Genomic DNA, 12,218 nt, shown 5'->3' with positions numbered 1-12,218 from the left:
GCTCCGCAACCGGGTGCCGAAAGAGGGTGCCGCCGATACGGTCTCGGCTTTTCATGCCATTCGGGTGAGCCGAATCGACGCCGTCGTAAACGCGGACCGATCTTAGGCGGCCCGGGCTGGGCCGCCTAAGACTGATTTATCCGATCTATCCGAAATAGCGAATAATAGAGGTTTGCTCCATATTCAGACCTGCTGCGGGAGCCGGTCGCGGAGTCCTGCCTGCTGGATCCAGGCCGGGTACGGAGGAAGGGCGTCGCGGCTCACCTCGTCGAGCCGGGCCAGGTCGTCCTCGGTCAGCGTCAGTTCGGTGGCCGCGAGGTTGTCGGTGAGCTGGTCCAGCCGCCTGGCGCCGATGATGACGCTGGTGACGGCGGGCTGTGCCAGCACCCAGGCGAGCGCGACGCGGGCCGCGCTCACCTCGTGGCGGGCGGCGACGGCCTTGAGCACGTCGATGACGTCGTAGGCCTTCTCCGTGTCGACCGGCACGAACTGCGCCTGGGCGTGCCGCGCGCCGGCGTCGGAGACGCCGTTCCGGTCGGTCTTGCCCGACAGCAGGCCGCCGGCGAGCGGGCTCCACACCATCAGGGCCAGCTCCTCCGACCGCAGCATCGGGATGAGTTCCCGCTCGACGTCGCGTCCCACCAGCGAGTAGTACGACTGCACCGAGACGAACTCCGCCAGGCCGCGCGCCGCCGACACGCCGAGCGCCTTGGCGACCTCCCAGGCCGCGAGGTTCGAGCAGCCGATGTAGCGGATCTTGCCCTGGCGCACCGCGTCGTCCAGCGCGCGCAGCGTCTCCTCGATCGGCGTATAGGGGTCGATGCTGTGGATCTGGTACAGGTCGATGTGGTCGGTCCCCAGCCTGCGCAGGCTGTCCTCGAGGCTGCGCGCGAGGTGCAGGCGTGAGAGGCCGACGTCGTTCGGGCCCGGCCCGGTGCGGGCGGCGAGCTTGGTGGCCAGGACGACATCGTCGCGGCGGCCCTTGAGGGCCCGGCCGAGCAGCGTCTCGGACTCACCGTCCGCGTACATGTCGGCGGTGTCGATGAAGTTGACCCCCGCGTCCAGGGCGGTGCCGACGATCTGGTCGGTGTCGTCCTGCCCCAGCCCGCCGACCATCTTGAACACCGGGTGGTCGGCGCCGCCGAACGTCATCGCGCCCAGGCAGAGCTCGGATACGTAGACCCCCGTACGGCCCAACGGTCGATATTTCATGTTTTGTCCCCCTTGTTACAGTTCGTCTTGCAGGTTACGGAGTTCGTCAACGACAATCCATGCGTGAAAGTCCGTTTTTCTTGACCGATCGTCCGGAGGTCGCGTGGACCCTCTGTCGACCGTGCTGTCGCTGCTGAACGTCGAGAGCGCCCTGCCCCTGCGTTTCGAGGCGGGCGGCTCCTGGGCGATGACCTTCGACGGGTACCCGCACGTGAAGTGCGGCGCCGTGCTCGCCGGTTCGTGCTGGATCGCCGTCGGCGACCTCGCGCCCGTGCTGGTCGAGGCCGGCGACTGCTACCTGATCAACGGCGGTGCGCCGTACCGCATGTTCAGCGACCCGCTGGTCGAGCCCGTCCACGCCTCCGTCGTGTTCCGCGAGACCGTGGACGCGGTGCTCCGCTGGGGCGGGGACGAGGTCGTCATCGTCGGCGGGCCGATCACTCTGGACATGGCGAACGCCCGGCTGCTGCTGGACGTCCTGCCGCCGTTCGTCCACGCGCCCGCCGAATCCGACCAGGCCGAGGTGCTGCAGGCGGCGCTGCGGCTGCTGGCCAGGGAGAACGCCGCCCCGGGGCTCGGCAGCGAGTTCATGACCGACCGGGTCGCGCAGATCATCTTCATCCAGATCCTGCGCGCCCACGCGCGGGCCGCCTCCGGCGAGGGCCGCGCGCCGGGCGGCTGGCTCAGCGCCCTCATGGACCCGCAGATCGGCACGGCCCTGCGGCTCATGCACCAGGACAACGGGCGCCGGTGGACGGTGGCCGAGCTGGCCGCCGAGGTCGGCATGTCACGGTCGAGCTTCGCGGAGAGGTTCAGGTCGGCCGTCGGCTCGGCGCCGCTGGACTACCTGCTGCGCTGGCGCATGCACTCGGCCGGTCAGGATCTGCGGGCGACCGGCCGGACGATCAGTGCCGTGGCGGCCGCCTGGGGCTACGGCTCCGAGAGCGCCTTCAGCAACGCCTTCAAGCGCGTGATGGGCGTCTCTCCGCGGGCCTACCGCGCAGGCCGCGGCGCGGCACAGGCGGCTAGGTGAGCTGACGGAGGCGGGTGGGGACGCGCCAGACCTCCTTGTCCAGGGAGATGTCCAGGCGCATGTCCATGCGGTGGCGGCGCAGGCCGGGGACCCGGAAGCGGTCGTGCACGTCGAAGCGCCCGCGGCGGGGATAGCCGAACCCGAGCGCGTCGGGCAGCACGCGCAGATCGTCCCGGTTGCCGCAGCGCGGACAGGTCCACGCGACCAGGTCCATGCCGCGGTTGTAGTCGTGGCAGGCGAGGAAGTACTCCTCCGGACGGAACCGGGACTCGCAGGCGAAGCACGGGATCAGCATGGAGATCCGCTCCTTGGTGCAGGTGGTGCGGGCGTACGCCCCAGGTCTACCTGTACCCGCTTACGTGCGGCTTGCCGTTCACTTGAGCGCCCGGTACCCCAGGTTGATCCGCCGAGGGCCCGCTTGCAGGGGTGCGATCGGCCGTTGATCCGACGTTGAACCCCGGGCGCGAGCCTTGACGGCAGAGGCGCGGAGCTTGGGGGGTTCAAGATCCGTGCTGACGTCCGGCCGGTCGTCGTCGTGAGGCGGCCGGTCGCCGCGAAGGCGCCACCGGTGACCAACCGGGCCCCCGGCGCCCCGCGGCGGCAGACGACCGGCCGGGCACTTTCACCCCCAGATAGGGCAGACAACGCCGTCATGCGACATATCGGGATGCAGAGTGATAAATCACGTGTGGATGACCAGGTTGGACGACGAACCCATGAGCGGGGTCCGCGAGCTAATCGCCGACCTGATCCAGCTTCAGGAGCGCGCGCAGGTCGTCGGCCTCGGGGGAGCCCAGCCGGGTGAAGATGTCCAGGGCCCGCTTGAAGCAGTCACCGCTGCGCCGGACGCTGCCGAGCCCGGTGAGGGCACGGCCTAGCACGGTCAGCGACAGCGCCTCGCCGTACGGGTGCCCGATCTCCCTGCTCAGCGTGAGCGCCTGCTCGGCGTACCGCGCCGCGTCCTTGTAACGCTCGGCGGCGATGAACGTCTCGGCGAGCCGGGTGCACACCCGCTGCTCCCACACCTTCTGGCCGCCGGCGCGGAAGAAGTCCAGGCACTCGGCGTGATGGACGACCGCCTCGGTGAGGCGGCCCACCCGTGACAGGACGATGCCGAGCTGGTACCGCGCGCGGGCCATGCCCGGCTCGCTCCCCAGCTCGGTGAAGATCGCCAGCCCCCGGTGGGCGGCGGCGATCGCCTCCTCGCTGTTGCCCAGGCCCAGGTGGTCGCGGGCGGAGTAGCTGGCCACCAGGGCCTCTCCGGCCGCCGCGCCGATGTCCTGGTAGGCCTTGAGAGCCGAGTCGAACAGGGCCAGCGCGTCCTGGTGGCGGCGCCTGCGCCCGGCGACGACGGCCAGGCCGTTGTAGATCTCTCCCCGGACGATGTGGTCGCCGGTCGAGTCGGCCAGGTCCAGGGCCGCGCGGAACTGCTCCTCGGCGTCGTCCATCCGGTTGCTGCCGAACAGCACGCGGCCCAGGACGTACCGGCAGCGCAACTCGCTGACCTTGTCGTTGACGGCCTGCGCCGCGGCGATCACCGCGCCGGTGCGCGAGACGAACTCGCGGCCGTAGGCGCCGGACTCCAGCAACGGCTCCATCGCGACCAGCAGGTCGGCGGCGGACGACAGCGCCTCGGCGGAGGGGCCCGACTCGGCGATCTGCCCGATGATGGCGAACATCGCCTCGGCCTCGACGGTCAGCCAGGTCACGGCCTCGTCGGCGCCCGCGAAGGTCCGGCCGGGCACGCCCGAGGACACCAGGTGGTCGGAGATCACACTGCCTTCGTAGGCGAGCCGGTGCGCCGCCTGGGCCGAGGTCAGGTAGAACCCGAGCAGCCGGCGCAGCGCCAGCGCCCCCGCCTCGGGGCTCTCGGTGGCCTCCGCCTGCTTGCGGGCGAACAGCCGCAGCAGGTCGTGGAAGCGGTACCGGCCGGGCGCCGGCGCCTCCAGCAGGCTGACGTCGACCAGCGACTCCAGGATGTCCTCGGTCTCGATCATGCTGAGCGACAGCACCGCCGAGGCCGCCTGGATGCCGATGTCCGGCCCGTTCGGCAGCGAGAGCAGGCGGAAGGCCCGCGCCTGGCCGGGGTCCAGGTGCCCGTAGCCCAGCGAGAAGGTGGCGTCCACGGCCAGGTGCCCGATGCGCATCTCGGAAAGGCGCCGGCGCTCGTCCGCGAGCCGGGGCACCAGCGAGGCCACCGTCCACGACGGCCGGGCCGCGAGCCTGGCCGCGACGATGCGGACGGCCAGCGGCAGGAAGCCGCAGATGGCGACCACGTCCATGGCCGCGGGACGCTCCGCCGCCACCCGCTCGGCGCCGGCGACCGCCGAGAACAGCGTCAGCGCCTCGTCCGGCTCCATGACCTCGAGATCCAGCAGCCGGGCCGAGGGCAGGTCGGCCAGCTTCCCCCGGCTCGTGATGATCGCCGCGCACCCGGCCGTCCCGGGCAGCAGGTGCTCCACCTGCTCGGCGTCGCGGGCGTTGTCCAGCAGGACGATCATTTGCCGGTCGGCGAGCAGCGAACGGAACAGCGCGCCGCGCTCGGCGAGGCCGTCGGGGATGATGTCCACCGGGATGCCGAGCGCGCGCAGGAACGCCGCCAGCACCGACTCGGGGGCCGTCGGCTCCTTGCCGTAGCCGCGCAGGTCGGCGTACAACTGCCCGTCGGGGAACACGTCGTGCAGCGAGTGGGCCACGTGCACGGCGACCGCCGTCTTGCCGACCCCGCCGATGCCCGAGACGGCCGCGACGGGCATGCCCTCGGAGCCGGTGGCGCTGGTCAGCAGCGTGCGCAGCCGGTTGACGACCTGCCTGCGGCCGGTGAAGTCGCTGACGGCCGCCGGGAGCTGGGCGGGACGGGGCATCTCCTGGAAGCCCTCGTGCTCGGCCTCGGCGCTCTCCGCGCCGGGGAAGGTCGTCTCGCCCGTGGTCCTCGTGGCGGGGGTGTGCGGGGCGCCGCCCTGCTCGCGGCGGTCGGTGGTCCCCGCCGGGGCGGGAGGGGCCGCGGGGCGCCGTTCCTGCGCGGTGGGCGCCCACGCGAGCCGCGGATCGGCGCCGAGGATGCGCTGGTGGAGCGAGGACAGCTCGTGGCCGGGGTCGATGCCCAGCTCCTCCACCAGGGCCCGCCGGGTGTCGGAGAACACCGCCAGCGCCTCGGCCTGACGCCCGCAGCGGTAGTAGGCGAGCATGAGCTGGCCGCGCAGTCGCTCGCGCAGCGGGTGCTCGGCCGTCAGGGCGATCAGCTCGGGGATGACGTCGGCGTGCCGGCCGAGCTGGAGGTCCAGCTCCATCAGGCTCTCGACGACGCCGATGCGCCGCTCGACGAGCCTGCCGCGCTGGCTCTCGATGTACGGGCCGAGCGCCCCGGCGAGCGGTTCACCCGACCACAGGGCGAGGGCGTCGCGCACGGTGGCGGCCGCGCCCGGCAGGTCGCCCGCCTTGCGCCGCGCCTCCGCGGCGGCCACGGAACGCTCGAAGAGCGCCAGGTCCAGGGCGTCGGGCGCCAGGCGCAGCGCGTACCCCCGTCCCACCGATGTGAGCAGCTCAGGGCGCATGCGGGGCGAGCGGTCCGGCTCCAGTACGGCCCGCAGCCGCGACACGTACGTGCGCAGCGCGCCGAGCGCGCGCGGCGGGGCGTCCTCCCCCCAGATGGCGTCGATCATCTCCATCGGGGTCACCGCGCGGCCCTCGCGGAGCAGCAGCATGGCGAGGATGGATCGTTGCAGAGGGGTGCCCAATTCGACCTCGCGGCCGGACAGCCAGGCCTGAACCGGTCCGAGCACCGCGAAGCGAAGGCCAGCCGCAGCCTCTTGACCAGCCATTTTCCCTGCTTCTCCACCCTCAAGACGGTTCTATTGGCAAATGATAGGTCCCCACATGCTTTATTCCCTATGCGGCGCCCGTCGCGTTAATCGAGTCGTTGATTTCTCGTTGATCTGCCGTTGACCGGTCGCGGCGATGCTGATGGCACGTCGAACGCGGCCCACCGAAGGGGGGCGGCCACGGGCGGCGGCGGCACCGCCGCCGGATCCGGGTCAGGGGAACCGGGATCCGGCAGGAGCCGGGCAAGTGCCTTGCAGGCGGAGGTAAGGCCGTTGTAAGCGCCCTGCAGGCGATGGGTTCTATCAATTTGGTCATAAGCCCCGAAGCACCAAGCACACGGGGGAACCCGCAATAGGAGAACCGCAATGCACCGCTCGATCCGCAACGTCCTGGGCCTGGCCGCAGCCTCCGCCGTCATCGCGGTGGGCCTCCCCGCCCTCGCCACCTCCGCCTCCGCGGCGACCGCCACGAAGACGGCCTCCGCCTCCAGCTACGACTTCGACGACGACTGGGGCTACTACTACTCCAAGTACTTCAACGGCTCCCGCGCCAAGGCCCGCGGCACCGTCTACGAGGACGAGGACGGCGACTTCCACGTCGAGGGCCGGCTGTACGACAAGTCCTCGCCGGGCTGGCTCTGCGGCTACGTCCAGGTCAAGTTCGAGAACGAGGACGGCGACGACTCGACGTACTGGGCCAAGAAGTGCGGCTCCAGCGGGTCCCGCTACTTCCACTTCTCCTCCGACGACGTCGACAACATCTCGGTCCGCGTCTGCTACTGGGACAACCACCACGCCGCGAAGAAGTACTGCGGCCGCTGGAACTACGTCTACGAGAGCGACGGCGACGAGTGATCCACGCCACCGAGGCGTCCGCCGGATGAGGCCACGGCCTGATCCGCGCGGCGAGCCCGCGGCACGTTGGGGACGCGCCGCGGGAGCACCACAGGGGACGCCCCAGGGGGTTGAACGGGGGAAGTGAGACCTCCTGGGGCGTTATTCACCGGGGAGACCCGGAGGACACGGGGGAAGTGCCGGGGAGCCGGGTCGCACGGGGGGTGCGGCCCGGGGAGCCGGGAACGCGGGGGAAGTGCCGGGGAGCCGGGTCGCACGGGGGGTGCGCCGGGGAGCCGGAGACACGGGGGTGGTGCCGGGGAGACCCGGAGAGCAGGGGGAGCTCGCAGTACACGGGGGAAGCGGGGGGAAACACACAGCCCGCCCAGTGGCCGGGGAGGCTACCGGGCGGGCTGCGCGTTCCATGGGTTCATCGAAGGGACGGGGAGCTCACGCGGCTTCCACGAGACCGAGTCTCGCGTGCATCCGTTCTCGAACCACCGGCCATTCACCGGCCAGGATGGAGTAGTACGCGGTATCTCGGACCGTGTCGTCGGCGCCTCGGCTGTCCGCCCGCCGCACACCGTCCAGGTGTGCGCCGAGGGCCTCGATGGCGGCCCGGGAACGCAGATTGCGTACGTCTGCCTTGAGGGTGATGCGGTGGACCTGCCAGGTCTCGAAGGCGAGCGAGAGCATCAGGTACTTGCTCTCCCGGTTCACGCTGGTGCCCTGGGCCGATGCGGCCAGCCAGGTGTAACCGATGTCCGCCACGGACGGGACCTCGCCCACCACGCCCCGCGTGCCGGGAGGCCAGGGCAGGGGTCCCTGCCAGTACTCCAGGTGCATGAGACGGGTGGCACCGACGACTCTGTCGGTGTGCAGCCACCGGATGGCGAAGGGCATGGTGCGGCCCTCCGCCTGCTCAGCCTGAGCGGCCTCGACGTACGAGGTCATCTCTTCCCGACTGGCGGGAACCCGAGTGAAGGCGTAGGTGGAACGGTCTTCACTCGCCGCGGCGACCAGGTCGTCGACCACCGCGAGGCTGAGTGGTTCCAGGCGCACGGAGCGCCCGGACAGGGTGACAAAAGCGGGCATGAGCACATGATGAGGGCTCCATTGCAGACTCTGCGCCAAATCGGATGGAACTTCTAGGTGAGCGTCCAGGAAAGCGGTGATCATGAGGGTAAAGGCGCAGGTCAGAGCCATGATCACCGCATTTTCCGGTGCTGGTTGACGGTAAAGGTTCGGTAATGCCGATCAGGGTGCCGCCGGTGCCAGCGAGGCGGGCGGCCAGGCCGCCGGACACCCCCTCGGAGTGAGCGCCGCGAGGGCGCCGTCAAGGTGTGAAAGGGCGGCCGCCACCCACGGCAGTTCGAGCGGTTCCGGGCTGTCGAGCGCGGCCAGCCGCCGCTCCTCGTCCTCGCCGTACAGCAGGCTCGTGGCGACCCGGACGCTCAGGTCGGCGGGCCGGTCGCCGAAGGCGGAGCCGGGCAGGACGCCCACGCCGTGCCGTTCGAGCAGGACGGTGGCCAGCTCGCCTGAGGTGCCGAACCGTCCGAGCGGAGTGAGGTCGGGATACAGGTAGAAGCCGCCCTGGGGCTCGGCCACGATGGCGCCCGCCCGCGTGAAGCGGCCGGCCACCGCGCGGGCCACGATGCCGTGAAGCCTCCTGCTCGCGGCCACCCGCTCGACCAGCTCCGGCGGTTCGGTGTAGGCGTAGGCCGCGGCGTGCTGCACCGGGGCGGCCGGGCTGGACCAGATCTCCGAGGCCACGGCGAGCATCGCCTCCCGGAGCGGCCACGAGGGCAGCCGCGCCACGCCGATGCGCCACCCGCCGAGGGCGAGGCTCTTGCTCAGCCCGCTGGTGACCACGGTGCGCTCGGGCGCGACGTCCGCCGGGCTGAGGAACTCGGCATCGGGATCGTGGACGAGGTCGCGGTAGATCTCGTCGGAGATGATCGTCAGGTCCAGCTCGCGGGCGACCTGGGCCAGGCGGCGCACGGTTCGCGGGGTCGCGAGCCTGCCGGTCGGGTTGTCGGGCAGCGTCACCAGCACCGAGCCGACCGTGCGTCCCCGGGCGCGCGCCCGTGAGACCGCCGCGGCCACCTGCTCGGGATCGGGCGTCCCCCCCTCGCCGGAGGGCGCCGGAACCATGATCGGCTGCACGCCGGCCAGACCGGTCTGGGCCGCGTAGCTCACCCAGCTCGGCATCGGCAGGACGATGTCGCCGCCGATCGCCAGCAGCAGGGCGTACAGCAGCGGCTTGCTGCCCGGGCCGCAGACCACCAGGTCGGGATCGGTGGGCAGCCCGCGGCGCTCCCAGTAGCCGGCCGCCGCCTCGCGCAGGGCCGCCGCGCCGGCGACCGGCCCGTAACCGTTCTCCCGCGAGGCCGCCTCGAGGCGCTCGCGCAGTGCCGGGTGGACGGGGAGGCCCGCCTCGCCGAAGGCCAGGTTGAGAACCCGTTCTCCGGCGCGGCGTCTTCGGGCGATGTCCTCATTAGCTGCCAGGGTTGCTGAAAGCGTGACATTCATCGTCATAACCTCCTGGTGTCTGGGGACCTGCCCAGCTTGAACGGGTACACCCATCGGCACAAGCGAGGCTTTTCGGTGGTGAGCACAAGGAGAACCGATGCTCGACTTACGGCGGCTGTCCCTGCTCCGCGAGTTCGCGCGCAGGGGCAGCATCGCCGCCACGGCGGCGGCGCTCGGCTACAGCGCCTCGGCGGTGTCGCAGCAGCTCGCGACCCTGGAACGCGAGTCGGGTTCGGCGCTGTTGGACCGCACATCCCGCAGCGCCGAACTCACGGAGGCCGGGTACCGGCTCGTCGAGCACGCCGAACGCATCCTCGCCATGGTGGAGACCGCCGAGTCCGACCTGTCGGCCCATGCCGCCACGCCCTCGGGGCGCGTGGTCGTGACCGCCTTCCCCACGGCGGCCGTCGCCTTCGCCCCGGTCCTCGTGCGGTCGCTGCGCCGGCACACCGCACTGTCGCTGCGGCTGCGCCAGGGCCGGTCCGGCCGCGGCATCAGGGAGGTCGAGGCGGGAGAGGCGGACATCGCGCTCGTGGACGACTGGTACGGCGGCATGCGTTCGCGTGGCACCGACACCTTGCGCGTGCTGCCGCTGCTGCACGACCCCATCGTGCTCGTCGTGCCCCGCCGGCACCGGATGGCCGACCCGTCGGTTCCGGTCGACATGCTGACCCTGCGCGACGAGCCGTGGATGGCCACCCCCGACGGAGAACCGTCGCGGATGGCGGTGGACCGCCTGCTGTCGGACGTCGGAGGCGCCCTGCCGGTGCCGTGGGAGTTCGAAGGGCTCGGCACCATCCTCAGCCTGGTCGCCAAGGGCATCGGCATCGCCGCGGTGCCGGCGCTGGCCCTGGCCGCCGGAGTGCGGGGCGTCGCGGTGCGCGAGATACCCGGCAACCCGGTCACCCGGGAGGTGCGGGCCGTCGTCAGGACGGCGAGCGTCAACCGTCCGTCGGTCGCCGCGACGCTGCGAGCCCTGCACGTGGCGGCCCGCTACCTCGCCGCCGACCTCGCGCCCGTCCGGTCCTCCACCGACTAGTGCGGTGACCACATGCGTTCACCGGGCGCGGCTCTCCACCCCCGGCCACGTGCCGCAGTGATCGGCGCCGCGTCGGCGGGTCGTGGTACGGCGATGCCGGCGCCTGCCCCGCGCCTCAGGTCAGCAGTCGACCAGGTCGGGCCGCTGGTTGAGGATCTGCGCGCGGGCGGTGACGAACTGCGCGTGCGCCTTCTCGGCCGCGGGGTCGAAGACCGCGACGCGGTGGCAGTTCTGGAAGGCGAGCCGCACTCCGAAGTGCCGTTCGAGCGCGCCGCGCATCGCGTCGCTCGCCAAGCAGCGTAGCAGCTGGCCCCGCGCCGCCTCGTCCGGCGGCGGCGTGAGGTTGTCGGCGAACTCGGCGCCGCTCTGCTCGCGTTCCCGGACCAGCCCGGTGATCAGGGACCAGGCGTACGGGAGCGAGTCGCGGACGCAGGCGAGGAACACCTCGTCGTCCACGTCGCCCGCGCGGGCCTGGTCGACGAGCTCGTTCGGAACGGTCAGCGACATGCGGGTTCTCCTCTCGAGATGGGCGGGTCCGACGTCAGGCGTCAGGTCGGACCGGCTCCAGGTGGCGATGGGGGGACGGTCACATGGGCGGCGCGTGCCGCCGCGGGGGTCGTCCGGCGTCGTCCGGCGTTCCGGCATCGCGGCCTCGTGCAGGCTCGTGCGGCGTCGTGCGGCGTCGTGCGGCGTCGTGCGGTGTCATCCGGCGGGGACGGTGGGGCGCTCGCCGAAGACGAAGCCGTGGTCGATCTGCTTGCGCAGGTCTTCCCCGGTGGCGCGGTTCGCCCAGGCTTCGGCGTTGCGGACGTGGAACTCGATGGTCTGCCGGCCGAACCTCTCCCAGTCCTTCTCCTGCGCCTGTACGCGCGCGAGGAGCGTCACGAGGGCCTGCCGGTTGGCCGGCTCCAGGTCCTCCAGGGTGAACGCGCGGCCCTGCTCCATGGCGCGGACGGCCGGCGAGTGCTCCAGGCACACCAGCAGGTCCTCGCCCACCTGCTCCTGGAGGAAGGCGACGTCGGCCGCGGAGTGGACCTTGTTGCCGACCACCGCGATGGGCACGTCGAAGTCGCGGGCGTGGTCGCGGTACTGGCGGTAGACGCTGACGCCCTGCCGGGTGGGCTCGGCCACCAGGAAGGTCATGTCGAACCGGGTGAACATGCCCGAGGCGAAGGAGTCGCCGCCGGCGGTCATGTCGACGATGACGTATTCGTCGCGGCCGTCGACCAGATGGTTGAGGAACAGCTCGACCGCGCCGACCTTGGAGTGGTAGCAGGCGACGCCGAGGTCGTCCTCGCTGAAGGGGCCGGTGACCATGAGGCCGAACCCCTGGACGGCGGTGGTGAACCGGTCGGCGAAGAAGGGGTCGTCGAGACCGACCAGGCGCGACCCGCGGCCGGGCGGAGTCGTCTTGACCATGGAGCCGGCGGAGGCGATCAGCGGATTCTCGCCGCGCAGGTACTCCTTGATCTCGCCGATGTGGACGCCCAGCGGCTCGGGCAGCGCGGCCGGGTCCAGGCCCAGGACCAGGCCGAGGTGCTGGTTGATGTCGGCGTCGATGGCGACCACGGGGCCGCCCTGTCGTGCGACGTAGCGGGCGAAGAGCGACGACAGCGTGGTCTTGCCGCTGCCGCCCTTGCCGACGAAGGCGACTCTCATGCGGGAAATCCAATCTGGTTATGAAAACCATTGCAAGTACCGGCGGCCTCATCATGCCACGCCGCACCGGCTCTGCTCGTCGGCTTCC

At 71.4% G+C, this 12,218-nt stretch carries 10 protein-coding genes; 3 read left to right on the top strand and 7 right to left on the bottom strand.

Annotation, left to right across the window (positions count from 1 at the left end; genetic code table 11):
* Positions 1-183 precede the first annotated feature (183 nt).
* Positions 184-1,212 (bottom strand): aldo/keto reductase, encoded by a 1,029-nt coding sequence (locus ABZT47_RS34065; protein ID WP_354851622.1) that lies wholly within the window; start codon positions 1,210-1,212, stop codon positions 184-186.
* A 103-nt stretch (positions 1,213-1,315) separates the two neighbouring features.
* Between ABZT47_RS34065 and ABZT47_RS34060 the strand changes: the two genes are divergently transcribed.
* The gene (locus tag ABZT47_RS34060) at positions 1,316-2,245 is read left to right on the top strand and encodes an AraC family transcriptional regulator (protein ID WP_354851620.1); all 930 of its coding nucleotides are present in this window, start codon (positions 1,316-1,318) and stop codon (positions 2,243-2,245) included.
* Here the strand turns inward: ABZT47_RS34060 and ABZT47_RS34055 are convergent.
* Together ABZT47_RS34055 and ABZT47_RS34050 are read right to left on the bottom strand one after the other, a co-directional pair.
* Positions 2,238-2,540 carry a hypothetical protein gene (locus ABZT47_RS34055; RefSeq protein ID WP_354851618.1) on the bottom strand — a complete coding sequence of 101 codons (303 nt, stop codon included), beginning with the start codon at positions 2,538-2,540 and terminating at the stop codon, positions 2,238-2,240. The genes ABZT47_RS34060 and ABZT47_RS34055 overlap by 8 nt on opposite strands.
* 439 nt (positions 2,541-2,979) lie before the next feature.
* The gene (locus ABZT47_RS34050) at positions 2,980-6,027 is read right to left on the bottom strand and encodes a BTAD domain-containing putative transcriptional regulator (RefSeq protein WP_354851615.1); all 3,048 of its coding nucleotides are present in this window, start codon (positions 6,025-6,027) and stop codon (positions 2,980-2,982) included.
* A 405-nt stretch (positions 6,028-6,432) separates the two neighbouring features.
* On the opposite strand from ABZT47_RS34050, the gene ABZT47_RS34045 reads away from it, so the two are divergent.
* Positions 6,433-6,921, top strand: coding sequence for a hypothetical protein (locus ABZT47_RS34045; protein ID WP_354851612.1), 489 nt, complete (start codon positions 6,433-6,435; stop codon positions 6,919-6,921).
* 429 nt (positions 6,922-7,350) lie between these two features.
* On the opposite strand, the gene ABZT47_RS34040 is transcribed toward ABZT47_RS34045, so the two are convergent.
* Positions 7,351-8,106 (bottom strand): GNAT family protein, encoded by a 756-nt coding sequence (locus ABZT47_RS34040; RefSeq protein ID WP_354851700.1) that lies wholly within the window; start codon positions 8,104-8,106, stop codon positions 7,351-7,353.
* A gap of 51 nt (positions 8,107-8,157) precedes the next feature.
* Complete coding sequence (locus ABZT47_RS34035; RefSeq protein WP_354851609.1) at positions 8,158-9,432, bottom strand: pyridoxal phosphate-dependent aminotransferase; 1,275 nt, start codon at positions 9,430-9,432, stop codon at positions 8,158-8,160.
* Between the two features lie 97 nt (positions 9,433-9,529).
* On the opposite strand from ABZT47_RS34035, the gene ABZT47_RS34030 reads away from it, so the two are divergent.
* Positions 9,530-10,471, top strand: a complete 942-nt coding sequence (locus ABZT47_RS34030) for a LysR family transcriptional regulator (protein ID WP_354851607.1) — start codon at positions 9,530-9,532, stop codon at positions 10,469-10,471.
* Between the two features lie 120 nt (positions 10,472-10,591).
* Here the strand turns inward: ABZT47_RS34030 and ABZT47_RS34025 are convergent, their stop codons facing one another.
* On the bottom strand, positions 10,592-10,978 hold the full coding sequence (locus ABZT47_RS34025; RefSeq protein ID WP_354851604.1) for an SCO5389 family protein: 387 nt from the start codon (positions 10,976-10,978) through the stop codon (positions 10,592-10,594).
* A 195-nt stretch (positions 10,979-11,173) separates the two neighbouring features.
* Entirely contained in the window at positions 11,174-12,130 is a 957-nt protein-coding gene (locus ABZT47_RS34020) for an ATP-binding protein (protein ID WP_354851601.1), read from the bottom strand.
* Positions 12,131-12,218: the final 88 nt, after the last annotated feature.

Source organism: Sphaerisporangium sp. NPDC005289 (genome assembly GCF_040607455.1).
Classification (GTDB): Bacteria; Actinomycetota; Actinomycetes; order Streptosporangiales; family Streptosporangiaceae; genus Sphaerisporangium; species Sphaerisporangium rhizosphaerae.
This window is presented reverse-complemented; position numbering and strand designations above follow the sequence as displayed.